Here is a 24,016-nt window from a genome sequence, read left to right on the forward strand (position 1 = left end):
TACACCCAAAACAGAAATATATCATCTATTTTTGCTTGTTGACATATGGATAATTTTCAGGTTATAGAACCCTCACCATTACTTGCACCCTATGTAAAGCAATATTGGTTTTTGTCGTTGGAGGATGCACAAATAAGTTCCCAACGGCTTATCCCTTTCGGCCATACGATGCTGACTATTCACCGGAATAGGCAAACAGGTACGAATAATACAATTTCCTGCTTTTCAGGGCAGGGCATGCAATATATAGATTTATCCTATTCGGGGAATGTTGATTTTATTTCCATAGTTTTCCAGCCTGCCGGAGCAATGGCTTTTTTCTATATACCTATCTATGAACTTTGTAATTCCTATATTGAGATTGATGCATTGTCCGATTCAGAAGTAACAGAATTGAAAGACCAATTGATAGAGACTGCAGATAATGATACGTGCATCCGTATAATTGAAGATTTCCTATTGAAAAGACTTTATCGGTTTACTAATCATCATCACCGTTTATCTGCAGTTATAAAATCAATTGATAGCGGTGAGAGTAATATGTCAAATTTGGCACAAACAGCTTGTCTGGGATATAAACAATTCAGCCGTCTTTTTAAAGAATATATAGGAATCAATCCCAATGATTTTATACGTATAGTGCGCTTTCAGAAAGCGGCAAGTCTTATACAGACATGTGCGGATATAGCTTTAATGCAACTGGCTATCGAAACCGGATATACCGATAAATCCCATCTTATCAGGGAATTTAAAACTTTTACAGGTTATACCCCTAGGGAATATTTATCCCTTTGCGATCCTTATTCGGATTATCATTCCTTATTTCGGTCGGCGTTTTTGGATGCTCCTACTCACTCGATTATAAAAACAGATATGCTATGAAAATATTGATTTACGGAGCAGGCGTAATAGGCGTTACTTATGGCTGGCAGTTATGCAAAGCCGGATATGATATAACAATGCTTGTAAGAGAAGACAGAAAAAGTGAAGTAGAAACAAACGGTATTACTATCCACTATACCGATTACAGAAACGGCCAAAAACAAACTGGCGAAGAAACCTTTTTCCCGAAAGTAACAGATCCATTGACTCCGGATCACGGCTTCGAATACATCCTTATATGTGTGAATTATCTGAATCTAAAAGAAGTGCTACCTGTATTGAAAGATTGCGCAGGGGAAGCGCACATACTGTTTTTTCAGAATATATGGGATGATTTTGAAGAGATTGCGAAACATCTTAATTCTGAGCAATATTTCTTCGGCTTTCCTTTTATGGCGGGTGGGGGTAAATCTTCTGATACTGTGAATACTGTCATCTCCGGTTCGAAGTATTCAAAAACTATGCTGGGAGAATCTAACGGAGAAGTAAGCCCGCGCATACAAAAACTCTCAGATGCATTAGAGAAAGCCGATATGAAGCCTTTTATCTCATCCCAAATTATCGACTGGCTTGTTCCTCATTGTGTATTTATTGCAGCGCTTTCAGCCGGAGTATTAAGTGCGGGAGGTACAATGGAAAGATTTCTGAAAAATACTACTCTCATTAAGAAGTCGGTAAAAGCAATCAGAGAAGGCTTTCAAATATCATGTAGAAGGGGGATAGACCCTAAAAAAGAGAAGGTAAATAAGTTATACTATCTACCTTTTTTTATCTGTATCCCGATAATGAAAAAGATATTCAGTAATGAGGATATGAGCCTCATGCTTGACGGATATCTAAGCTCTTCGCACAAAGAAATAACAAAGATGCTGGAGGATATAATTAATAGCGGAGAAAAATATAGTGTAGATACAAGGAATCTACAGGAGTTGAGAGACAGTATTATTTAGAATTTATATTATCTTCTCCAGAAAGTCGGCATGAATAAAGACAAGACAGTGAATAATTCCAGACGTCCGGTCAGCATAAGGAAACTGAGGTACCATTTAGAGGCTGTTGGTACATCGTAGAAATGTCCGTCGGTTCCTATTTCGGCCAGACCTCCCCCTACATTTCCTATACAGGAAATGGCAGCGCCTAAGGAGTTCTCAAATTCCATTCCCGACAGGGATAGCAGTAAGCAACTGAATATAAGAATACCTAGATAGAGGAAGATAAAAGCCAGTACTTTAGTTACGATATCTATCGAAATCACCCGATCGTTGAGGCGGATTGGCAGAATGGCATTAGGATGTACCTGCCGTTTGAATTCATTGATAGAGTTCTTGAAAAGTATGATTATACGCACTATCTTAATACCTCCGGCTGTAGATCCTGCACAGGCTCCGGTCAGCATAAAAATAACCATGATAAACTGGTAAAATGATCCCCAGTTAATAAAGTTCTCGGTAGAAAAGCAGGTCGTAGTAATCATGGAAACTACCTGAAACAAGGATGTACGTAGAGATTTCTCCACACCTTCAATTTTTCCCGAAGAATAAAGTCCGAAAGATATTATGGCAACAAAGAGCAGTATAATAAGGACATACCATTTAAACTCTTCGTTTTTTAATAATTTCATCGGATTGCCTTTCATAAAGAAATAAATGAGAGGAAAATTTATACCTCCGATAAACATAAAAATAGTTATAACGTATTCCACATAAGCAGAATTCCAGTGTGCAATACTGGCCTGTTTAGTCGAAAATCCGGCAGTGGATATAGTGGTAAATGCATGGCACACCGAATCGAATAAATTCATAGGGCCGAGCCAAAGTAAGAAGATGAGCACGCCTGTTAAGAGCACATACACCATCCAGAGCCGTTTTGCTATCTGCGATATACGCGGTCTGAAGCGATCGTAGCCTATTCCAGTAACCTCTGCATCGTACAATACCGATGCGTTGCCGCCCATGGGTAATATGGTAGCCACAAAGACCACGATTCCCAAGCCTCCCATCCATTGCGTTATGCTGCGCCAGAAGAGTAATCCGTTAGGCATACTTTCTATATCGGTGAGTATGGTAGCGCCTGTAGCCGTAAAGCCCGAGATAGTCTCAAAATAGGCATCGCTGATATGGGGAATCGAACCGCTGAAATAGAACGGCAGCATCCCGAAAGCCGAGAGCACAATCCACGACATGGCAACCATCAAGAAGCTTTCGCGTTTTCCTATCGGTTTCGAATAATATTCGGTACCCGTCAGACGGATAGATACACCTGCAAGAAAAGTTATTGCTGCACTTAAAAGTATCGAATCGCCTGATATTTCGTGGCAGTAATAGGAAACAATGGTTGCCGCCATCATGAAAATAGATTCGATGATAAGCAGAAAGCCGATTGTTTTTAATACGAAACGATAATTAAAGTTGCTCATTGATCTTTACCGGTTAGTGGAAAAGCTTCTCTGCTTCGCGTAATGTATCATCAAGACAAAAGACAACGACATGATCGTAAGGCTCTATAAGGGTATCGCCATCGATCATCATAGGCTCGCCGTTGCGGATGAGTCCTCCTAATGTCACATTTTTTGGTAATATGATTTTTTTTACTTCCTTTTTTGTTATTCTAGAATTTGGCCGTGCAATGATTTCAGCCACATCTGCATTGGCCACGGTCAACGATTTTACATTCGATACGTCGGCACTCAGCAAAAACCTGTATATATTCCCTACAGTAATGAGTTTCTTATTAATAATAGAACCGATATCCAGATTTTCTGCCAGAGAGAAATAATCCATATTTTCAATTTCGGCCACAGTTTTTCTTACCCCGAAACGTTTGGCCGCCATGCATGCTAAGATATTAACTTCCGAATTTCCAGTAACAGCAATAAACGCATCCATATCCTTTATCCCTTCTTGCAACAGGAATTCAGCATTCCGTCCGTCATTGTGGTATACCGTGACGTTTTTAGGAAGTTTCTCCAATAACTGATATGATTTTTCCTTATCCGATTCCAGCAATTTTATATTTGTGGTATCCGGCAGATACTGACAGGTACGGATAGCGATGCGGCTTCCGCCCATTATCATTACATTTTTGACGTCGAAGGTTGCTTTGCCTGCTACTTTGGGCAACTCGTTCACATTATCCCTCGTAACGGTAAAAAATACGATGTCCCCTGCCAGAACCTGATCGCTTCCGGTAGGTATAATCGTTATATTCTTTCGCTTAATAGCAACTATATGGAACTTTTTATCCTCTTTTCCTAATTCAAGCAACTGCTTATTAACGAGTTCCGAATTCTCCCTAACTTTAATACCGGCAAGGATAATACTGCCGTCGCATAATTCGATCCATTGGCGTACCCACGGACGCTTGAGGGCTGTAACGATCTCTTTAGCTGCCAGCATCTCAGGATATACCATAGAGCCTACGCCTAGCTTTTCAAAGAATTCTTTATTCTTGGGCAGCAGATATTCGTAATTGTCGATACGGGCAAAGGTCTTCTTCGCTCCCATATTGGCAGCCAGCATGCATGCGGTAATATTTACAGATTCGTCGGGGGTAACGGCTATAAACAGGTCGGTTTCATCTATGTCTACTTCGGTGAGGTCTTTTAATGAGGTACATGAGCCTGTCATGGTCATCATTTCAAGGTTGGTACTGGAGAAGTTCAGCTTCTCTTTATCGGAATCCATCAGTACAATGTCCTGATTTTCCACCGATAGTAATTTAGCCAAATGTGTACCTACGGCTCCTGCACCTGCGATAACTATTCTCATCGATACCTGTATCTATTTATATTCCTTTTCGTGCTTCGATTGAGTTGACTTTATTTCACTCAAAACTTCCTGCATACGTTTTGCCAGCCCTAAAGCATCTATTTCGCATAGCCTGTTCAGTTCTTTGACAGAACCATGCGTAACGAATTCGTCCGGCAAACCTACTCTGGTTACATTGACATTATGATAATTATTTTCGGAAAGGTATTCAAGTACAGCACTTCCCATACCACCGTTTATGACGCCATTTTCGATAGTCATCACATCCGTGAAATTCTCCGCAACCTCTTTCAATAGTTCAGTATCGATAGGTTTCAGGAACATCATATCATAATGGGCTATAGAATAGCCTGTATCTCCTTCGAGTATGCCGATAGCTTCTCTTGCTGCATTTCCTATCGGGCCGATAGTCAGTACTGCAAGGTCTTTCCCGCCTTTAAGCTTTCGTCCCTTTCCTATTTCAAGCTTTTCCATTTTGCATTCCCAGTCACACAATTCACCTTGTCCGCGAGGATACCGGATAACAAACGGCCCGTTATTGCCATAAGCAGCTGTATACATCAGATGACGGAGATAATGCTCGTTGTATGGAGATGCTATAATCAGATTCGGGATACAACGCATATAAGCTAGGTCGAATGCCCCGTGATGCGTAGGGCCGTCTTCACCGACTAGGCCTGCCCTGTCGAGGCACATAATTACATGGAGCTTTTGCAGGGCGACATCGTGTATAACCTGATCGTATGCCCTCTGCATAAAGGAAGAATATATATTACAGAACGGTATTAAACCCTCTTTTGCCAAGCCTGCAGAATAAGTTACTGCATGCGCTTCTGCTATGCCCACATCGAATGCCCTTTCGGGGAACTCTTTCATCAGATATGTCATCGAAGAACCTGTCGGCATGGCTGGGGTGATACCTACTATCTTTTCATCTTTTTGGGCCAGTTCTACTAATGTATGTCCGAATACATCCTGATATAACTGCGGCTGGTCTTTCGACCTTACTATGATGCGTTCCCCGGTTTCCTTATCGAACTTTCCCGGAGCATGCCATACGGTGGCAGACACTTCGGCCGGCTTAAATCCCTTACCTTTTATGGTATGGATATGCAGCATTTTAGGACCTTTGAGATTCTTTATATTTTGGAGTACACGTATCAGCCCGCGCAAATCGTGACCGTCTACAGGCCCGAAATAGCGGATATTAAATCCTTCGAAAAGATTATGCTGTTTAGTTAAAAGAGATTTTAAGCTATTGTTGAACCTGAGTATAAAGTTTTTACCTTTTTCCGTGATAAGGTTTCCTTTTTTAAACTTCTGATATACATCGTTACGCACGCGGTTATATGCCTGCGATGTTGTCATCTTTACCAGATAATCCCTGATGCCTCCCACATTATTATCGATAGCCATATCGTTATCATTCAATATGATAAGCATATCGTTAGGCTGTGAATTTGCATTATTCAATGCTTCAAAAGCCAATCCTCCTGTCATAGAACCGTCTCCTATTACGGCCACTACATGCCTGTCTTCATGTTTCAGGCTTGATGCCACGGCCATACCTAATGCTGCAGAAATCGAGTTGGAAGCATGCCCCGCAATAAAAGCGTCGTATTCGCTCTCGGTCGGACTTGGAAAACCTGCTAGTCCCCCGAAACGGCGGTTGGTATGAAACTTTTCTTTTCTTCCGGTAAGTATTTTATGGCTGTATGCCTGATGTCCTACATCCCATACGATGCGGTCGTAAGGCGTATTATATACATAATGAAGGGCAACGGTAAGTTCGACTGTACCAAGGCTGGAACCGAAATGCCCGGGGTTGTTGCTTAACTGATCGATAATAAATGTCCTCAAGTCGGAGCATAGAGTTTCCAACTCATCTATGCTGAGATCCTTCATATCTGAAGGAAAATTTATCTTGTCTAATACCGATATATTATTTTGTTCGCTCATAATTGTTCTCTTCTTCTCAGAACCGCCTTTTTACAGGCGTAAATAAACAAGCAAATATATAAAAGAAAAGCTATTTAAAGGGTGATATTTTGCTAAATTTCTATGTTTAACTAAAATAGATTTTTTTTAGAGTCATAACTCTATCTGCGACGCATAGGTATAATTGAAGGGCTTTCTTTCGGTAGCCGGAATACCATTGGAATAGTGAAAAATACTGAAACCGGTTCCCCTCCTTTCAATTCTCCCGGTTCCCAGGGAGGCATCGCCTTTACTACCCACATGGCTTCCGCATCACATTCAGGACTAATTCCTTTAATAAGTTCTACATCACGAATTTGTCCATCTTTACCAACAACAAACCGGACAAGAACCCTACCTTCTACCTTATCGATTATTGCTTTGTGAGGATACTGCAAGTTATTTTTAAGAAACTCAATAAGCCCTGCTTCCCCACCCGGAAAAGACGGCATTCTTTCTACAATTTTTTCCTGAGGCTTTAGGTCTATTTTTTTAAAGACGACCATATATGTTGTCAAAGTATTGACAGCCTTGCCTTTTATTTTTCCCGGAATCATTTTGGGTAGTTGCTTCATGACTCTGACTGCCTCTGCATTATAAACCGGATTCAATCCCCAAACTACTCCAATGTCTTTTATTCTCCCTTTATCTGTTACTACAAATTTAAGCAGTACTCCTTTATTAGTTAAAGAATCGGGATTGACATCTTCCGGATATTTTAAGTTACTGTCAAAGAACTCTTCCATTATTTTGTCCCCACCTGCTATTTCAGGATCTTCATCTACAAATTCATTGGTGTTAGATTTAACGGGATTGTGGTAAAGTTTATTTTTGTGAGCCAGATATATGATAGTATCAGTCTTTATAAGATTTTCATTCGCCTTTGTATTTAATGAAAATATAAGAGTAGACAATAACAATCCTACGATTTTGAATGCAAATTTCATATACTTTTTGTAATAATTATAAGAATACAAATGTAGTCTATATATTTAATATCATTAAAAAGAAAGCAGCCAGAAATTCCTCTGACTGCTTATCCTATACCATTTATAATATTTAAGAATATTTCGGCTTCCGGCCACCTTTCCTGTGTCCTTTATCGGAAGGTTTTGATGACTTGTAATCTGAATTCCTTCTTGATCCGCGTTCCGGACGGGAATCGCTATATTCTTTCTTTCCTACACGTCCGCCATAACGTGAAGCTCCTGTGTTTCCACGGTCACCACCTCCGCCTTGTGCAACTTCTACCGAAATACGGCGTCCGTTCTGTTCCTGTTTGCTCATGCCTTTTATTACCTTTTGGGCATCTTTCTCGGGAACTTCGAAGAAAGAGAAATTCTGCATGATATCGATACGGCCGATATTTACTTTCTCCGGTACGAAATCATTTACCAATCCCATTAATGTGGCAGGATTTACATGATCGGTACGTCCGATATTGATAAACAGGCGCGAATATCCTCTTTCGGCACCGCGGCTTCCACCCGAAGAACGGTCTGAATATTCGCGGTCTTTGCGGCGAGGATAAGATTTTTCTTCACGGGTATATCGGTCGGAAGGGGATTCAATTTCCTGAGCATCGCGATAATAATCGATCAGGCGATTAAACTCGAGAGCCATTACACGTTTGATAATATCTTCTTTTTCGAGCCAGTCCAGTTTTCTGTATACAGAAGGTAGTAACTTAGATATTTCGTCCTCGTTTACTTTTACTTTTTCAATACGGTCAACAAGGTTGAGCAATTGTTTTTCGCATATCGCTTCTCCCGATGGGATAGTTCCCTGTTCGAATTTCTTGTTTATTATTTTTTCTATCTCTCTGATCTTGCCCTTTTCTTTTACATGGACAATAGAGATGGAAGTTCCTGTTTTTCCGGCACGTCCTGTACGTCCGCTACGGTGTGTATACGATTCTATATCGTCAGGCAATCCATAATTGATTACATGTGTAAGATCGTCTACATCCAGTCCGCGTGCTGCAACATCCGTAGCAACAAGCAGCTGTATGTTACGGATACGGAATTTCTGCATTACATAATCGCGTTGTGCCTGTGACAGGTCTCCATGCAGTGAGTCTGCATTGTAGCCGTCCTGTATCAGTTTATCTGCAATTTCCTGCGTTTCGCGGCGGGTACGGCAAAAAATGATACCGTAAATATTCGGATAAAAGTCTGCAATGCGTTTCAGTGCCAGATATTTGTCTTTGGCATGCACCATATAATATACATGCTTTACATTGCTCGAACCTTCGTTTTTGCGTCCTATGGTGATTTCCTTAGGATTTTGCATGTATTTTTTGGTGATCTTCGCTATTTCTTTAGGCATGGTTGCCGAGAAGAGAAGCATGCTTCTCCCTTCGGGCACTTTGGAAAGTATCTCATCGATACTCTCGGTAAAGCCCATGTTGAGCATTTCGTCCGCTTCGTCGAGCACAACATTTTTCACGCTCTTCAAGTCGACAGTCTTACGGTTGATAAGGTCTATCAGACGTCCCGGAGTGGCAACAATAATCTGTACTCCTCTCTTCAGTGATTTAATCTGGCTTTCGATGCTTGAACCGCCATATACAGGCAATACCCTCAGATTATCGATATATTTGGAATAATCGGCCAGATCGCCTGCTATCTGCAGGCATAGCTCGCGTGTAGGACAAAGGATAAGTGCCTGAGGTACATTTTCCTTCACATTAACTTTCTGTAATACAGGTAAACCGAAAGCCGCAGTCTTTCCTGTTCCTGTTTGCGCCAGTGCAATAACGTCGCTCGTGTCGCCCAGCAAATACGGAATCACTTCTTCTTGCACGGGCATGGGATTTTCGTATCCCATTTCTTCGATTGCCTTACGTATATTCGCGGCAACCCCTAATTCTTCAAATGTTTTCATTAAAAATTTTCAAATAACTATGTGGTAATTAAGCCCTCTAAAAATAGCCAACTCCCACCCCAAAAACATTCGACATAAAAGAGTCCGCCAAAAAAGGACGCGCAAAGGTAGTGATTACTTTTCAGTTTTTTAAAACATTTAGTAATAACTTTATCTAAGTATGGAAGTTGTAGCTTAAAAAATGCTATTTTTGCATTTCTATTGATAACGCTCACTTATTCAGAAACTATAAACAGAATATCAATAAATAAACAATAATAATATGAAAAAATTACTTTTCTCTTTGGCAGCATGTGCATTATTAAGCCCAATGGCTTTATCTGCACAGACGGTGCTTAAAAACCAGGCCGATACGATTTCGTATGCTTTGGGAGTTACTATGGTACAGAGTGGTCTAAAGCCATATCTGAACCAGATGGGAGTTATAACCGACACGGCTGCAGTTAGGACAGATTATATGTCAAAAATCGAGAAGGAAGCCGATGCTGCAAAAAAAGATAAACTGAAAAGAGAACTGTATGTGAAATTAGATTCACTGAATGTGGCAAATACGGTAAATCTCAGCGAGTTTCTCACAGGATTTACGCAAACAATATATCAGGATAAGAGTAAATCGGCATATAATGCCGGAGCAGCTATCGGAAGCCAGTTGTCGGCTATGACCGGTAAATTCTCGGAAGAGATGCTTGGTACTCCCGACCTTTTCAGTACCGGGGCTTTTATTGCAGCGTTCTCGAGCAGTCTGAAAGATGAACAATTGCTTATCGAGGATTCTGAGAGTATAATTCAGGATGCTTCACAGAAGGCGCAGGAAGCTAAAGAACTGGCTCAGGCTGAAGCAGCTAAAGCAGAGTATGCAACCCAGATAGCTGAAGGTGATAAGTTTTTGGCAGACAATAAAAAGAAAAAAGGTGTTGTTATACTTCCTAGTGGTTTGCAATATAAGATTATTACAGAGGGTAAGGGCGCTAAACCTACATCGAGCGATCGCGTAACCGTACATTATAAAGGTACTCTCATCGATGGTACTGTATTCGACAGTAGCTACGAACGGGGAGAACCTACTACATTTGGTGTAGGACAGGTGATAAAAGGATGGTCAGAAGCGCTGCAGCTGATGCCTGTAGGGTCGAAATGGATGTTGTATATTCCATACGATCTGGCTTACGGGCCTAGAGATCAGGGTAAGATCAAACCTTTCTCCAACCTGATTTTTGAAGTTGAACTGATCGATATTCCGAACTAAAATATTTTGAGTATATATAAAACGAACGGGTCTGACATCATCTGCCAGGCCCGTTTGTTTTTAGTGCTCATTTGTTAAATGGTATCAGATAAAGAATTAATAGCTGGTTTCTACCATCAGTGAATTCAGTTCGACACACAGCAGGCCGTTCCTGTCAGAAAAACGGACCTTATTTTCTCTGAGCAGCCACCCTAAAGCCATAAATATGACCCGGTCTCTGCAATGAGTATGATCTCCGATCTCTCTGATAGTCAATCTTCCTTTGTGTGACAATAATGTGAAAATGTTACCGGCATTAATTCCAACATCTTTTTCTGTCATGATGCAAAATAATTTAAATAGATTAAACAGATTATATTGATTCTCCACGATGGGCCTCTGATAAAGAGATAACTGTTTTTGCCTGATTCGTTCATCAGACCGAAAGTGTGTATAATTTAATCCTTAAACTGAATGATACAGACAGAATTTATTATACATAAATTTTATAGAAATTTAATTACGGATGTATTTGTCTCTCTTTCTTTCCTTTATTAGTGTCAAACGACAGTGTTAATTTCCTCTGATTTTAATGGCATTTATATAATTCAATCCCTATACAACTACAACACCTGATCGTGAATAAATGTTCACGGTCAGGTGTTCTTTCGACGCAATAATTAAATTTTTATTAATTATCCGTTATTTTTTCGTCGGATCGAAGATATATACATTGGCTACGCCACGCGGTGAAACCTGCCACATTGCCTGATAGTAATTGTCTGTACCACCGTTATTTGCAATGACATAAACAATGTCTTTTTTCTCGTTATAATATATGGCCATATTATCGATTTCCGGTTCTAACAAATGTTCATAAAATTTTTTCGGAAATGTAATAGTTTTTCCTTTAATAGTAACAGATATGGATTGATACCGAAGCTGTGGAGAGCGCCATTTACCTGCGCCTTTCGCTTCCTTTCCATTGACTGTATAGCCGGATGATGAATTTTTTATGGATGTATCTTTAGATGTGATTTTTGCCACGTCTACGCGGGCGCGCACTTTATCGCTTTTGAATGAAACGTAACCATGAGCCGACAATCGTTCCACTTCTATAATATCGTAATCTTCCACCCGCATTATCAGCGAACTTTGTAGATATCCGTTTTGAGTTGTCCGGGATGGTGTATAATAGTCGGCATAACGCCAGGGATCGGTTCCGGGAGTGATAGGAAACATGTAGAATACGGAGTCGTTAGGTACGTTAATTGCATTCTTCAAATCTCCCAGACGGGGACAGAAGTCTATACTTCCCCTTATTGTATCGTTCGCTACTACAAACTGAGCAGATGCATTATATGCAAAAGCACTCAGGATAAAGATGAGTAAGATTGTGTTAGTTTTTTTCATAACCGCTATTCTATTACTTTATACGATTGTTTTGCCTGATTGAGAGACACGGCGTTGAAATGCCACCATTCTCCCCTGATTGTCAAAAAGCCTGCATGTGTCATGACCTTGCGCAGCAGTTGCCTGTTTTTTATCTGCTGTGTGGTCAGTACACCCTGCTCCAAGAGTTCTGCTTCTTTGTTTATTCCGGCTGCACGGCCGAAAAAATCGAAAGGTGTGCCCATATCAAGAGGTTTACCATTTTTATCGCAGATGGTCAGGTCCACGGCCATTCCGTAATTGTGCAATCCTGTTCGCTCGGGATTTGCTACATAGGCGGCATATTTCGTATTTTGTACAACTTTGTACATTTTCCTCTGTATGCTCAATGGCCTCACGGCATCATAAACCAGCAAAGATAAATCCGGATCGAGCGTTTTCAGATATTGCTGCGCTTTCACCAGCTTCTTTGCTGCAACGGGATGCAGATATATATTAAACAAGGTATCGTAAAGAATTGTTTTGGTAAAGTTGTCGGTAGTAGCGTATTTCAAATCCATACGGATAGTTGCATCCAGCGTATGAACATTTACAAGTTCTTTCGTTTGCAAGTAGTGTTCAAGTCCGGATGTTTTGCCTTTCTGCTGTCCTGCAATTGTCAGGGGGAGAAGCAGAAGTAAGCAGTGTATAATTTTAATCTTCTTCTTCATCCTCGTCGTCATCGAAGCTGAACTCTTCGTATTCCCTACTGAGTATTTCGTCGATTATAGCGCATTCTCTCTCAAAGTCTGCCGTGCTTTTCAGGCGGTCTATAGAAGAAAAGGCCTCCCTTAAAGCTTTCAGCATCACTGTATCGTCTTCATTGGCTCCCATTTCGGGGCTTTCTATAAACCAGTGCAGTTCGCCTTTGAGATTATCTTTTACCAGATTATAAAAAGTCAGGGCAGTATCAGTCTCTCCTACTTTTTCTTTTATTTGAGCAGATTCTATCATGTCATGTCCTACCACATTTTTATAGTTGCCCAGAATAGCCAGCGTAATTTTCGACCGCAAAATGGTGACAAAATGCAGGGCTTCTATATCATCTTTCAGACGGTAATAGTAAATCAGATTTATTAATGATGCTCTTAATCCTACTGCTTCGGATATTGTCAGTTCGTCTACTCTCCTTGTCATAGGATATCCTGTCGCTTCTTTTTGGATTTGTTCGACCATATCGGGCAAAGAATCGAATAGCTTATCGGCAATGACTAAGCGGGTTTCTTCATAATTTCCGTTTATATCCAAGGCAAAAAGCAAGCGTACCAGATTTCTGAAAAGTGCGCTGTTGCCTTCTTCTATTTTGACAAAATCGAACGATTCCAGTACTTCACTTTTACCTGTCGCCAGCAATTCTTTTATTATCAGGTCAAGATTTTCATCTTCCGTATGTTCGCGTGGCAGTATAGCAAGCACTTCGTCTGTATTGTTTTCGATGATCAGGTCCCACAATTGTTTGTCCTCTGTTTCAAAAAATGGTTTTATTTCATCATTCAGCGTCAGTCTGGTCGTCGTCATCCGTGTCAATGTTAGTATTAGTATTTATGTTAGTCGATTCGGTCGGTTCTGTCAGGGATGATCCTTTTCTCATAGCCCTGTAGATTTCCTCCTGTATGCGTTGGCGTATGCTCAAACCCGATATTTGTTTATGCGTACGTTTTTCATTTATTCTGTTTGACAAAAATATAAAAATTAAATCATTATCAGGGTCTATCCAGAAACAAGTTCCCGTAAATCCCGTATGGCCGTAAACACTGGCGGGAGCGCTTGCGGCAGTAGGCCCCGATTTGTTAGTACGCATTTCGGGTTTGTCGAAGCCCAGTCCGCGGCGCGATGAGGCACTTTTTGTTTTGGTGAACAGTTGCCATGTTTTCTCCGAAATATATCTTTCGTCTCCGTAAACTCCCTTATAAAGCCACATCTGGTATAGCTTAGCCAGATCGTTGGCATCGGAGAACAAGCCCGCATTGCCCGATATGCCGCCCATAAAGGCAGCCCCTTCGTCGTGCACATATCCCTGAACAAGTTGCTTGCGCAGGAAGTCGTCTTTCTCGGTGGGTACAATGCGCCCTTTGCCGAATCTTTTCAGAGGATTATAGGTCGTGGTGGTTGCACCGAGTTTGTTGAAATAATTATTCTGGACGAAAGTATTCAAATCCTGTTTTGCTACTTTTTCTATTACTTCTTTAAGCAGCATAAAATTGAGACAGCTATACAGATAAGTTTTCCTATTACGAAGTTTTGAGTCGGCAATAGCTTTTATAATAGTATCATTGTATACCTTATTTATAAACAATCCGTCAGCTAAAGGGAGAAATCCTGTTTTGGGAGTAGTAGATACCATGGCCGGCTTGTATTTGTAATCGGTGCGAGCCCATGTATCAGTATCGAACTGTGCCGAATAGATACTTGTACGCTGACGGTTAAACAGTTTCCCCTCATAACTCGATTTATCTATCGCATTCATATAATAAGGAATAAAGGACGTAAGCCCTGTTTCATGCAAGAGAGCATCCCTGATGGTAATGCGTGATTTGTCTGTTCCTATCAGTTCCAACACATAACTACTTATCGGAGTAGTAAGTTTGAGTTTATTCTCATCATATAATTTCATAATGGCTGGAACAGTAGCCGAAGCTTTAGTCATGGATGCGATATCGTATATGTCAGTGTTAGTAACCTTCCTGTTGCCATTGTATTCGAATGAGCCGAACGAACGGTTGTATATTACAGTTCCGTCTTTTGCAATAAGTATCTGGCATCCGGGATAAGCCTTTGCCTCTATACCTTCCAGGGCAATGGAATCTATTTTGTTGAATCTCCCTGATGCGATACCCACCACTTCGGGAACATCATATCCCAGCCTTGTTTTCTTAGTATCGATACCGGTATCGAGATTAAACAGACCTTTTACTGATACAGGTATTTTGCCGTTTACATCATAGCCTCCGAATATTGCCTGTGCCGCATAATCCTGTGCCAAATCGGAATTCTCATATGCAAGAATAACTCCATTAGCAGCTTTAACGGATGAAGCATATGACGTCATGCGGTATGGTACTATAAAAAAAGCCATAACAGATTCTTTTCCCGCACAAACCGTTTGTATAGCTAGGTTGGCATTGCCTTTATTGTTATGGATAGATACGATAATGGTATTGAAGCTTTCCAGATTTTTTTTCAGTTTCAATAGTTCGTCACCGCCCGATACGGTGAATGTGGTTACATCTCCATACATTTTCAATGTATTGTGAAAAGTATTATTTGAAGATTCGCCTATAGATACAGCTGCAATTTTACGTTTATCGAGACCTTTTAACGGAAGGATTTTCTGATCGTCTTTCAGTAAGGTTATCGCTTCTTTATGTAACTCCCTGTTTATCCATTCGCTGTTGGATGTATTCAGCTTCTGAACCAGCCCGTTTGTATCTATCGGTTTCGCATCTTTTACACTGAGGATATATTTATAAGCAAGTACTTTCTTACATTTTGCAGCCAGCTGTTCTTCCGTCATCACATTGTCTTCTACAGCCTTTTTTACCGATTCGTAATCTCTTGCGGGATTCAGCGGGCCGACCAGAATATCATTTCCTGCCAGTAATGCACGTACGCAGTAATTATCTTCTCCCGACACACCTTTCATCTGGAGTCCGTCGGTAAATATAAGTCCTGAAAATCCGAGTTCTTTCTGCAGAAGATCTGTGGTAATAGCTGTTGAGAGGGAACTTGGCTGACTTCTATTATCGAGTACCGGAATATTAAGATGTGCCACCATCATTCCCGATAATCCGCTATTTATATATTCTCTGAAAGGTTTCAGCTCTACTTCATCCAGCCGTTTACGATTGTGTGCTATCAGCGGTAATACTTTATGCGAATCGGTAGAAGTATCTCCATGTCCGGGGAAGTGTTTGGCAACAGCCATTATGCCTCCGGCTTCGAGTCCTTTAGAATACATTATTCCCAAACGGGCAACCTTTTCCGGATCTTCTCCAAACGAACGGTTGCCGATTACCGGATTGGATGGATTGCTGTTAACATCCAATGCAGGGGCAAAATTGACATGGATACCCATCAGTTTACACTGGCGGGCAACTTCCAGTCCGTAATAATATAATAGAGAATCATTTTGTATAGCTCCCAGCATCATATTACGCGGAAAGCGGGTAGTATTAGCAAGACGCATCGATAATCCCCATTCACCGTCGAGGGAAATCATTACTGGGACTTTAGCTTCTTTTTGCGCCCAGTTGGTAAGGTCTGCCTGATTATTAGGTGTTCCTTTTGAGAAGAGGAGGCCTCCTATATGCTGGTTTTTGATTAATGAAGATATTCTGCTTTTATTGGCTTCGGTATTATCTCCTGTTACTACAGGCATAAACAACTGGCCAATACGTTCGTCGGTCGACATTTGATTGTATACAGAGTCGACCCAACGGTTTATCTTAATGGAATCGGCGGTCTGATTAAGGGTCGGGGTCTTTTTATTAATTCCGGTGACCATACCGGATGAGCAAAAAACTGTGCAGCAGACAGCCAATGCTATAATATATTTGATTTTCATTTTATTCTTATATAAGAAAATTTTGCCGGGGTTTGCCACCCATATACAAAAGTATAACGAATATGTTTTAGAGAGAGGCTTTGAATCATTAATTAAACATAGATTAACAAGTACGTGGAAAAATGATAAAATAAAGGAACTAAGACCTTTGCAAATTTGCGAAATATATTTATCTTTGCATCCGCTTTGCGTAATCTCTGACGGGAGAGACTCGTGTATATTGCGTATATTAACAATAAACCATATATAATCATGGACTTAATTAAAGTTGCAGAAGCAGCATTCGCCACAGGAAAAGAGCATCCTAAATTTAAGAGCGGCGACACAGTGACAGTTGCTTACCGTATCAAAGAAGGTAACAAAGAGCGTGTTCAGCAATACCGCGGTGTAGTTATCAAAATCGGCGGACACGGAGAAAAGAAACGTTTCACTGTTCGCAAAATGTCTGATAACATCGGCGTAGAAAGAATTTTCCCTCTAGAATCTCCATTTATCGACAGTATCACTGTAAATAAAGTAGGTAAGGTTCGCCGTGCTAAACTGTATTACCTACGTGGTCTTACAGGTAAAAAAGCCAGAATCAAAGAAAAAAGAGTTACAAAGCAACAACAAGCTTAATTTCTTATTCTGCAGCTTGCACGCAGAAAGATATAGGAGAGTCTGTCTACAAACAGGCTCTTTTTTTGTCTGTTATGCTTAAGTATATAGGAAGTCAATTTAATAATGCTTAAGAAGTAAATTAAGGCTGATGTTTAAAATTAAACATGCAAAAGTAGAACTTCAAAGAATAATATTCTATCCTCTCGGAAATCTGAAAGAAATAGCTGTTTATTTTTCTCTTTTCATAACCGTGCCGTTACTTATAGTCTTTTGGGCCATTGTAGTAGATTTAGGTACGAATGGAATAGAATATTTATTCTATGTAATATCAGCTATATATTCCATATTGTTGTTATTGTATATCATTGGTCGAATAAAGATAGTTGTCGATAAAGACTCCGGCTCGGTATATTATGAATTATTTGGCATAAAGAGAAGCATTGCATCTGCATCTGATATTTGTGATTTGGGTATATCTACACACCCGACCCTTAAAGGAGCACAATACTATTGTCATGTTCGGCATGGAAATAATATAAAACTGCTTAAGCTCACTCAGGAAATAAATATACCGAATAAAAATGTAGAAGAAGCATATGATAATTTACAGAAATTTGTTTCATCACATTCTGGTAAAAATTATACCAATACAGACAGGTGCCTGTTATTTAAAGAAATAGAACCGAATGTATACTTGTGTAAATATAGAATGTATGGTAGAGTATCCGGTTTCTTTGTTATGGGATTTATCCTGTTTTTCGCAGCAAGTTTATTTATTAATAAATACATTTTTCTACTGTATATTGTTGCATTAATTTTATTCTATCCTAAGAGCAATAAAATTATGATAGATTTGAATAATAGAAGAATGAATGTGACAACAGATGAAGGCAGGGTAGAAAATACAATAGATATAGATAAAATACGGGATATCGATACAATCGGACTCAAAAATATGAAAGGATTTCATCTTAGTTCAGATTACTATATCTCTTTGTATGATTCGACTATAGTAAAAATTGTAGACAAGCCGATAAATGATAATGGAGCTATATTGCATGACATACAATTACTTTTGAGTAAAAAAATTAAAAGCATATAAACATATTGAATAAAAATGCAGCGGATTATTGCCTGCTTTTGATGCAGCGTAATTTTTATTTATAACTTTAACGAGGCTATATTAAGTGTTATAACTTAATTGCCAATTATTTTAAAATATATGAGAGACTTTATAATATCCGAATCAAAAAATAAAGAAGCTGTCCTTGTCGGGCTTATCACCCAGCACCAGACAGAAGAGCAGGTACACGAATACCTCGACGAACTGGCATTCCTTGCCGAAACGGCAGGTATCATTCCTGCTAAGAGTTTCACACAGAAGCTGGAATATCCTAATCCCGTAACCTTTGTAGGTACAGGGAAATTGCAGGAGATAAAGCAATATATGGAAGACAATGAGATAGACCTCGTTATTTTCGATGATGAATTATCGCCAAAGCAAATCAGGAACATCGAAAAGGAATTGCAGGTAAAAATCCTCGACCGTACCAGTCTTATCCTCGACATCTTCGCTATGCGTGCACAAACGGCATACGCCAAGACACAGGTAGAATTGGCACAATATCAATATCTGTTGCCGCGACTAACCCGTCTGTGGACTCACCTCGACCGCCAGCGAGGCGGGGGCGTGATGATGCGTGGCGTGGGTGAGACCCAGTTGGAAACCGACCGCCGTATTATCCTCAATAAGATAGCTTTCCTTAAAAATGAGTTGAAAGATATTGACCGTCAGATGGCATCGCAACGGAAAAATCGTGGCAAAATGGTGCGTGTAGCGCTTGTCGGCTATACGAATGTGGGTAAATCGACGCTGATGAATCTATTGAGCAAATCGGATGTCTTTGCAGAGAATAAACTCTTTGCAACACTAGATACAACAGTGCGTAAGGTGATTATTGATAATCTGCCTTTCCTGTTATCCGATACGGTAGGTTTTATCCGTAAATTGCCGACACATCTTGTAGAATCGTTCAAATCGACATTGGATGAGGTGCGCGAGGCCGATTTGCTTATCCATGTAGTAGATATTTCGCATCCTAACTTTGAGGAACAGATAGAGGTTGTAAAGAATACACTGGCCGATATCGATAAGGAAGAGAAACCGACTATACTCGTATTCAATAAAGTGGATGCATTTACCTACACACCTAAAGATGAAGACGACCTGACGCCTGCAACAAAAGAGAATGTATCGCTGGAAGAACTGGAAAAATCGTGGATGAACAAAATGCATGACGACTGCATCTTTATCTCTGCAAAACAAAAAATTAATATCGACGAGTTGAAGAAAAAGGTTTACGAGAAAGTAAAAGAAATCCATATCGAGCGCTATCCTTATAACGATTTCCTGTTTCAGAAATATGATGAAGAAACGGAGTAAAATAATTGATTTACAATCTAAAAGATATACCTTTGTTAAGATATAAACTTTAACACCTCTTTAAATGAAAAAGCTATTATTTACATTGTTTGCAGTTGCACTGATGTGTTCATGCTCTTCGGGCCCTCAAAAAGCTGCGCAAAGTTTCTCTGAAAACCTTTCGAAAGGTAAAGTTGAAGAAGCGAAAAAATATGCAACAGAAGCAACCGGTAAATTATTGGATTTTGCTTCCAGCATGGGTACAAGTAAGGTAGATCCGGACTTTAAATTCGAATTTGTAAAAGATTCTGTTGTAGACAACAGGGCTTGGGTTACCTTCAAAGATAAAAATACAGATAGAGAGCAGACTCTTCATCTTGTAAAAATAGACGGGGATTGGAAAGTAAATATAGAATCCAAAAAGTAATATACTTACTCCTTTTTTGTCTTTCTATTTTTGCGTCGTGTGGTGAAGCGGAGAGGAAAACAACTCAGCCTTTCTCTTTATCAGGAATCCAGAACGGGGATATAATATGTCGCTTAGGGAGAGGTTTCTTTTCTGATAAGTTTAAAGATTATTCTTTGTCGGAGAAGCTATATTCCCATGTAGGCATTATAGAGGCCCTGGGCGATTCTTTATTTGTAATTCATGCCGAAGCCAGCGAACTAACGGGTATCGGCTATGTAAAAAGGGAGCCTGTATCTGTCTTCCTGGACGATATCGAGACTTGGGGAATATACCGTATCGATGCTCAGGATTCTATCCGCAATCTTATAGCAATGCATGCAAAAACTTATTATGACCGGAAGACTCCATTCGACCTCGATTTCGATGCTTCGGACGACAGTAAGGTTTATTGCACCGAACTTGTAGCCTTAGCGATAAATAAATCGGTCGGATGTGATTTCGTTTTGCCTCTTTTGAATTTCGGGAAACGCAAAATATATGGCATCGATAATGTATATTTGTTGCCGGGAATACAAGAAATAAAAAAGGCAACAAAATAATATCCATGCGTAAAGCAATTCCATACATAAAAGAATCATTAAAAGCGTATTATCCCGAAAGTGAGATTTCGGGATTTACGCGTATTATAATAGAATATATTACGAAGAAGCCTTATCAGCAGGTATATATCGACCCGTTTATTCTTTCACAGGAGTCTTATGCGCAAATAGATTCCATACTCGACAGGCTGAAGAAATACGAGCCCATACAATACATAACAGAAGAAACGGAATTTTACGGATTACCGTTTTTTGTCAACCGGAATGTACTTATTCCACGTCCCGAGACTGAGGAATTAGTTGAACTTATCCTGAATGAAAATAAGGAACCGAATCTTACAGTACTGGATATTGGCACAGGCAGCGGTGCTATTGCTATCGCCCTTGCCAAACAAATGAATAATGCCAACGTTACGGCATGGGATATATCGGTTATGGCTCTGGATGTAGCGGTAATAAATTCAAAGGCTAATTCGGTAGATATTTCTTTTAAAAGGGTAGATGTATTGGTTGATTATCCTCAGGATAAAAAATTCGATATCATAGTCAGCAATCCCCCTTATGTATTGGAAAGCGAGAAATCGGCAATGGAACAAAATGTATTGGCTTATGAACCTCATACAGCCTTATTTGTCCCTGATAATGATGCTCTTATTTTCTATGAACGCATTGCAGATATAGCGCTCGATTTACTGAATCCGGACGGAAAACTATATTTCGAAATCAATCAGGCAAAAGGAAAGGAAACTGTTGCTATGCTGGAAAAGAAAGGATTCAAAAATATCGCTCTGTTTCAGGATTTAAGTAAAAAAGACCGAATGGTAAGAGCGGAAAAGCAGAATTGATTTTTATCAGGCTTTTATCTTTTCGTATTTTTTCCTGTTATTTTCTATATTTTCCATATTCTTTACAGCCCATTCTACAAGATTATTGAGATAAGGCATCAACTCACTACCCGATTCGGTCAGTTTATATTCTACCCGTGGCGGAACTTCGGCATAAATCTTTCTCACCACAAGTCCGTCAGCCTCTAACGACCTTAACGTAACGGTGAGCATCCGTTGCGAAATGTCGCCGATAGATTTGTGGATATCATTAAAGCGCATTGTACCGTTTACATTTAAGGTAGCAAGTACCAGAAGCGACCATTTATCTCCCAGCCGGCTGATAATATCCCTGATAGGGCAAGCTTCGATATGTAAAAAAGTTTTCATTTTTATTTAATTTTATATCTTTGATAATCAGCATTACTAACATCCGTGTAACTTAATTATCAATAAGTTCGTTCTTGCAATATCCGATTACTAATTATATGTTTGCATAACAAAAGTAATATAATTACTATTAGTAACTAATATAAACCATTAAAATTAACAACCATGGGAAAGAAAGTTGCAGTATTAGCGGTAAACCCTGTAAACGGGGCCGGATTGTTCCAGTATCTGGAAGCATTCTACGAAAACGGTATTCAGTACAAGACCTATGCCGTGTCGGAAACAAGTGAAATTAAAACAAATTCGGGAATCAGCATCAAATTGGATGATGTAATTACTAATCTTAAAGGGCATGAAGATGAATACGATGCATTAGTTTTCGGTTGTGGAGATGCTATTCCTAAGTATAATGAAAATGCAGAAAAGCAGTTCAATCAGGACATGCTGGCTGTAATAAAAGCTTTTGCCGATAAGGATAAGATTATGATCGGACACTGTGCTGCAGCGATGTTTTTTGATAATCTCGGTATTGTTGACGGTCGCAAAGTTGCTTTGCATCCATATGCTAAAACTGCGGTGAAAGGATGTATAGGAACAGATGAGAAAACAGTTGTAGACGGTAATTTTTATACGGCACAGACTGAGAACACAATTCCCGAACTTATACCTGAAATTTTAAAAGCATTGAAGTAAAATATCGGGTCTTTAGTATCTAGCATAAGGAAGCGGTTGCGATAGTGACCGCTTTTTATATTTACTACTATCGAATTTTTATCTATTTTTGATATTGCTTACACCAAAATCCTGAGATAGTATGAAACTTACCGAACCCCAAGCCCTCAATCGCGTAGCAGCTTATTGTTCCAAAGCGGAACGATGCGAATATGATGTGCGCAAAAAACTGGTTGCATGGGAACTGGAAAGTGATGCTATAAAACGGATTATCGATAGATTGAAAAAAGAACGATATCTCGATGATGCGCGTTTTGCCAAAAGCTTTATAAACGATAAGATGAAGTTTAACAAATGGGGAAAGGCTAAAATTATTTTTGAACTAAAGAAAAAAAAGATATCCGAATCTATTTATAATCCTGTATTTGAAGAACTTTCCGGAGATGAATTTGAAGAACAGCTGATGCATATCCTCACAATAAAAGCAAAATCCGTAAAGGGGAAAAATGACTATGACAGAAAGACGAAACTCATTCGCTTTGCGCTCGGACGAGGCTTTCCCATTGATTTAACTATCAAGTGTGTAAATAAACTTCTGGGTGGAGATTATGAGGAATCTGTTTCGTAATTTCCTGAATCTGTTCTTTCCCGACCTTTGTGTGGTCTGCAAAGAGAGGCTATCGGAGGGAGAACTGCACATCTGCACCGATTGTCTATTTCTGCTTCCTAAAACAAACTTTCATCTGCAACCCGATAACCGTCTGGAACAGTTCTTTGCCGGACGTATTCCTTTTCAGCATATTGCGGCATATGCGTACTTTGTGAAAGGTGGCAGCATCCAGTCTGTTATCCATGAACTGAAATATCAGCGTAATCCCAAAATCGGGAATTTTATCGGTGAACTTTGCGGAGAAAATATAAAAGACAGCGATTTTATTGCAAGTATCGATTATCTGGTGCCCGTGCCATTGCATCCGAAGCGGGAAAAGCAAAGGGGATACAATCAGTCACTAGAAATCTGCAAAGGAATATCGAAAGTAACGGGTATTGCAATCGATAATGAAACCTTAATCAGAAAGGTAAACAATAAATCGCAGACTAAGAATTCGCGTTTCGACCGCTGGAAGAATGTAGAAGATATCTTTCAACTTACCGATACAGAAACTTTTAAAAATAAACATATCCTTTTGGTAGACGATGTAATTACAACAGGTTCTACATTAGAATCCTGCGCTAAGGAATTACTTAAATGCGACGGCTGCCGTATAAGCATTTATGCGGTAGGTACAGCCGGCTAATAATTTGTACGATAAAAGTTAATGCCCTGATACAAGCCGTAAATTGTAACTAATTTTTTACCTTTGCACC

At 39.7% G+C, this 24,016-nt stretch carries 23 protein-coding genes; 12 read left to right on the plus strand and 11 right to left on the minus strand.

Going from position 1 to position 24,016, the window contains the following annotated elements:
• Positions 1-45: 45 nt before the first annotated feature.
• A complete protein-coding gene (locus tag K348_RS0116315; RefSeq protein ID WP_029906614.1) occupies positions 46-882 on the plus strand; it encodes a helix-turn-helix domain-containing protein in 837 nt (278 codons plus the stop codon).
• Positions 879-1,832: a ketopantoate reductase family protein gene (locus tag K348_RS0116320; protein ID WP_029906615.1), complete on the plus strand. Its 954-nt coding sequence runs from the start codon at positions 879-881 to the stop codon at positions 1,830-1,832. The genes K348_RS0116315 and K348_RS0116320 overlap by 4 nt, the downstream gene beginning before the upstream one ends.
• 8 nt (positions 1,833-1,840) lie before the next feature.
• Here K348_RS0116320 and K348_RS0116325 read toward each other — a convergent pair whose 3' ends face one another.
• The 5 genes from K348_RS0116325 to K348_RS0116345 all read right to left on the minus strand — a co-directional run bounded on the left by K348_RS0116325 (position 1,841) and on the right by K348_RS0116345 (position 9,512).
• Positions 1,841-3,298 (minus strand): TrkH family potassium uptake protein, encoded by a 1,458-nt coding sequence (locus K348_RS0116325; RefSeq protein ID WP_029906616.1) that lies wholly within the window; start codon positions 3,296-3,298, stop codon positions 1,841-1,843.
• Between the two features lie 13 nt (positions 3,299-3,311).
• Positions 3,312-4,649 carry a Trk system potassium transporter TrkA gene (gene trkA / locus K348_RS0116330; protein WP_029906617.1) on the minus strand — a complete coding sequence of 446 codons (1,338 nt, stop codon included), beginning with the start codon at positions 4,647-4,649 and terminating at the stop codon, positions 3,312-3,314.
• Positions 4,650-4,661: 12 nt separating this feature from the next.
• Positions 4,662-6,608, minus strand: a complete 1,947-nt coding sequence (dxs, locus tag K348_RS0116335) for a 1-deoxy-D-xylulose-5-phosphate synthase (RefSeq protein ID WP_029906618.1) — start codon at positions 6,606-6,608, stop codon at positions 4,662-4,664.
• Positions 6,609-6,748: 140 nt separating this feature from the next.
• Positions 6,749-7,573 carry an energy transducer TonB gene (locus tag K348_RS0116340; protein ID WP_029906619.1) on the minus strand — a complete coding sequence of 275 codons (825 nt, stop codon included), beginning with the start codon at positions 7,571-7,573 and terminating at the stop codon, positions 6,749-6,751.
• A gap of 112 nt (positions 7,574-7,685) precedes the next feature.
• Entirely contained in the window at positions 7,686-9,512 is a 1,827-nt protein-coding gene (locus K348_RS0116345; RefSeq protein WP_029906620.1) for a DEAD/DEAH box helicase, read from the minus strand.
• Between the two features lie 262 nt (positions 9,513-9,774).
• Here K348_RS0116345 and K348_RS19470 point away from each other — a divergent pair, with 262 nt between their 5' ends.
• Positions 9,775-10,758: an FKBP-type peptidyl-prolyl cis-trans isomerase gene (locus K348_RS19470; RefSeq protein WP_029906621.1), complete on the plus strand. Its 984-nt coding sequence runs from the start codon at positions 9,775-9,777 to the stop codon at positions 10,756-10,758.
• 96 nt (positions 10,759-10,854) lie between these two features.
• On the opposite strand, the gene K348_RS0116355 is transcribed toward K348_RS19470, so the two are convergent.
• The 5 genes from K348_RS0116355 to K348_RS0116375 all read right to left on the minus strand — a co-directional run bounded on the left by K348_RS0116355 (position 10,855) and on the right by K348_RS0116375 (position 16,732).
• On the minus strand, positions 10,855-11,079 hold the full coding sequence (locus K348_RS0116355; protein ID WP_029906622.1) for a winged helix-turn-helix domain-containing protein: 225 nt from the start codon (positions 11,077-11,079) through the stop codon (positions 10,855-10,857).
• A 360-nt stretch (positions 11,080-11,439) separates the two neighbouring features.
• A complete protein-coding gene (locus K348_RS0116360; protein WP_029906623.1) occupies positions 11,440-12,150 on the minus strand; it encodes a hypothetical protein in 711 nt (236 codons plus the stop codon).
• Between the two features lie 5 nt (positions 12,151-12,155).
• Entirely contained in the window at positions 12,156-12,839 is a 684-nt protein-coding gene (locus K348_RS0116365; RefSeq protein ID WP_036930749.1) for a M15 family metallopeptidase, read from the minus strand.
• Positions 12,823-13,686 carry a hypothetical protein gene (locus tag K348_RS0116370; RefSeq protein ID WP_029906625.1) on the minus strand — a complete coding sequence of 288 codons (864 nt, stop codon included), beginning with the start codon at positions 13,684-13,686 and terminating at the stop codon, positions 12,823-12,825. Before K348_RS0116370 ends, K348_RS0116365 begins: the two co-directional genes overlap by 17 nt.
• On the minus strand, positions 13,658-16,732 hold the full coding sequence (locus K348_RS0116375) for a glycoside hydrolase family 3 N-terminal domain-containing protein (protein ID WP_029906626.1): 3,075 nt from the start codon (positions 16,730-16,732) through the stop codon (positions 13,658-13,660). The genes K348_RS0116370 and K348_RS0116375 overlap by 29 nt, the downstream gene beginning before the upstream one ends.
• 252 nt (positions 16,733-16,984) lie before the next feature.
• Here K348_RS0116375 and rplS point away from each other — a divergent pair, with 252 nt between their 5' ends.
• The 6 genes from rplS to prmC all read left to right on the plus strand — a co-directional run bounded on the left by rplS (position 16,985) and on the right by prmC (position 21,607).
• Entirely contained in the window at positions 16,985-17,350 is a 366-nt protein-coding gene (gene rplS, locus K348_RS0116380) for a 50S ribosomal protein L19 (RefSeq protein WP_029906627.1), read from the plus strand.
• A gap of 130 nt (positions 17,351-17,480) precedes the next feature.
• Positions 17,481-18,434 carry a hypothetical protein gene (locus K348_RS0116385; protein WP_029906628.1) on the plus strand — a complete coding sequence of 318 codons (954 nt, stop codon included), beginning with the start codon at positions 17,481-17,483 and terminating at the stop codon, positions 18,432-18,434.
• Between the two features lie 120 nt (positions 18,435-18,554).
• Positions 18,555-19,775 (plus strand): GTPase HflX, encoded by a 1,221-nt coding sequence (hflX, locus tag K348_RS0116390; protein WP_029906629.1) that lies wholly within the window; start codon positions 18,555-18,557, stop codon positions 19,773-19,775.
• A 64-nt stretch (positions 19,776-19,839) separates the two neighbouring features.
• On the plus strand, positions 19,840-20,181 hold the full coding sequence (locus tag K348_RS0116395) for a DUF4878 domain-containing protein (RefSeq protein ID WP_029906630.1): 342 nt from the start codon (positions 19,840-19,842) through the stop codon (positions 20,179-20,181).
• Positions 20,151-20,762, plus strand: coding sequence for a YiiX/YebB-like N1pC/P60 family cysteine hydrolase (locus K348_RS0116400; RefSeq protein ID WP_081852599.1), 612 nt, complete (start codon positions 20,151-20,153; stop codon positions 20,760-20,762). The genes K348_RS0116395 and K348_RS0116400 overlap by 31 nt, the downstream gene beginning before the upstream one ends.
• Positions 20,763-20,767: 5 nt before the next feature.
• Positions 20,768-21,607: a peptide chain release factor N(5)-glutamine methyltransferase gene (gene prmC, locus K348_RS0116405; protein ID WP_029906632.1), complete on the plus strand. Its 840-nt coding sequence runs from the start codon at positions 20,768-20,770 to the stop codon at positions 21,605-21,607.
• A 6-nt stretch (positions 21,608-21,613) separates the two neighbouring features.
• Here prmC and K348_RS0116410 read toward each other — a convergent pair whose 3' ends face one another.
• Positions 21,614-21,976 carry a helix-turn-helix domain-containing protein gene (locus tag K348_RS0116410; RefSeq protein WP_029906633.1) on the minus strand — a complete coding sequence of 121 codons (363 nt, stop codon included), beginning with the start codon at positions 21,974-21,976 and terminating at the stop codon, positions 21,614-21,616.
• A gap of 165 nt (positions 21,977-22,141) precedes the next feature.
• Between K348_RS0116410 and K348_RS0116415 the strand changes: the two genes are divergently transcribed.
• The 3 genes from K348_RS0116415 (at position 22,142) to K348_RS0116425 (ending at position 23,946) form a co-directional block, all read left to right on the plus strand.
• Positions 22,142-22,669 (plus strand): DJ-1/PfpI family protein, encoded by a 528-nt coding sequence (locus tag K348_RS0116415; RefSeq protein WP_029906634.1) that lies wholly within the window; start codon positions 22,142-22,144, stop codon positions 22,667-22,669.
• A gap of 121 nt (positions 22,670-22,790) precedes the next feature.
• On the plus strand, positions 22,791-23,276 hold the full coding sequence (locus K348_RS0116420; protein WP_029906635.1) for a regulatory protein RecX: 486 nt from the start codon (positions 22,791-22,793) through the stop codon (positions 23,274-23,276).
• Positions 23,257-23,946, plus strand: a complete 690-nt coding sequence (locus tag K348_RS0116425; protein ID WP_029906636.1) for a ComF family protein — start codon at positions 23,257-23,259, stop codon at positions 23,944-23,946. The genes K348_RS0116420 and K348_RS0116425 overlap by 20 nt, the downstream gene beginning before the upstream one ends.
• The last annotated feature ends 70 nt before the right edge of the window (positions 23,947-24,016 follow it).

Origin of the sequence: Prevotella sp. 10(H) (assembly GCF_000711235.1) — a bacterium.
Taxonomy (GTDB): domain Bacteria; phylum Bacteroidota; class Bacteroidia; order Bacteroidales; family Dysgonomonadaceae; genus Dysgonomonas.

Bases quoted from the DNA above. Each gene is read 5' to 3' on its own strand.
- dxs (WP_029906618.1), bottom strand. From the start codon at position 6,608: ATGAGCGAACAAAATAATATATCGGTATTAGACAAGATAAATTTTCCT.
- K348_RS0116340 (WP_029906619.1), bottom strand. From the start codon at position 7,573: ATGAAATTTGCATTCAAAATCGTAGGATTGTTATTGTCTACTCTTATA.
- K348_RS0116320 (WP_029906615.1), top strand. From the start codon at position 879: ATGAAAATATTGATTTACGGAGCAGGCGTAATAGGCGTTACTTATGGC.
- K348_RS0116345 (WP_029906620.1), bottom strand. From the start codon at position 9,512: ATGAAAACATTTGAAGAATTAGGGGTTGCCGCGAATATACGTAAGGCA.
- prmC (WP_029906632.1), top strand. From the start codon at position 20,768: ATGCGTAAAGCAATTCCATACATAAAAGAATCATTAAAAGCGTATTAT.
- K348_RS0116420 (WP_029906635.1), top strand. From the start codon at position 22,791: ATGAAACTTACCGAACCCCAAGCCCTCAATCGCGTAGCAGCTTATTGT.
- K348_RS0116385 (WP_029906628.1), top strand. From the start codon at position 17,481: ATGTTTAAAATTAAACATGCAAAAGTAGAACTTCAAAGAATAATATTC.
- rplS (WP_029906627.1), top strand. From the start codon at position 16,985: ATGGACTTAATTAAAGTTGCAGAAGCAGCATTCGCCACAGGAAAAGAG.
- K348_RS0116315 (WP_029906614.1), top strand. From the start codon at position 46: ATGGATAATTTTCAGGTTATAGAACCCTCACCATTACTTGCACCCTAT.
- K348_RS19470 (WP_029906621.1), top strand. From the start codon at position 9,775: ATGAAAAAATTACTTTTCTCTTTGGCAGCATGTGCATTATTAAGCCCA.
- K348_RS0116375 (WP_029906626.1), bottom strand. From the start codon at position 16,732: ATGAAAATCAAATATATTATAGCATTGGCTGTCTGCTGCACAGTTTTT.
- K348_RS0116410 (WP_029906633.1), bottom strand. From the start codon at position 21,976: ATGAAAACTTTTTTACATATCGAAGCTTGCCCTATCAGGGATATTATC.
- K348_RS0116325 (WP_029906616.1), bottom strand. From the start codon at position 3,298: ATGAGCAACTTTAATTATCGTTTCGTATTAAAAACAATCGGCTTTCTG.
- K348_RS0116425 (WP_029906636.1), top strand. From the start codon at position 23,257: ATGAGGAATCTGTTTCGTAATTTCCTGAATCTGTTCTTTCCCGACCTT.
- K348_RS0116365 (WP_036930749.1), bottom strand. From the start codon at position 12,839: ATGAAGAAGAAGATTAAAATTATACACTGCTTACTTCTGCTTCTCCCC.
- K348_RS0116395 (WP_029906630.1), top strand. From the start codon at position 19,840: ATGAAAAAGCTATTATTTACATTGTTTGCAGTTGCACTGATGTGTTCA.
- hflX (WP_029906629.1), top strand. From the start codon at position 18,555: ATGAGAGACTTTATAATATCCGAATCAAAAAATAAAGAAGCTGTCCTT.
- K348_RS0116415 (WP_029906634.1), top strand. From the start codon at position 22,142: ATGGGAAAGAAAGTTGCAGTATTAGCGGTAAACCCTGTAAACGGGGCC.
- trkA (WP_029906617.1), bottom strand. From the start codon at position 4,649: ATGAGAATAGTTATCGCAGGTGCAGGAGCCGTAGGTACACATTTGGCT.
- K348_RS0116355 (WP_029906622.1), bottom strand. From the start codon at position 11,079: ATGACAGAAAAAGATGTTGGAATTAATGCCGGTAACATTTTCACATTA.
- K348_RS0116370 (WP_029906625.1), bottom strand. From the start codon at position 13,686: ATGACGACGACCAGACTGACGCTGAATGATGAAATAAAACCATTTTTT.
- K348_RS0116360 (WP_029906623.1), bottom strand. From the start codon at position 12,150: ATGAAAAAAACTAACACAATCTTACTCATCTTTATCCTGAGTGCTTTT.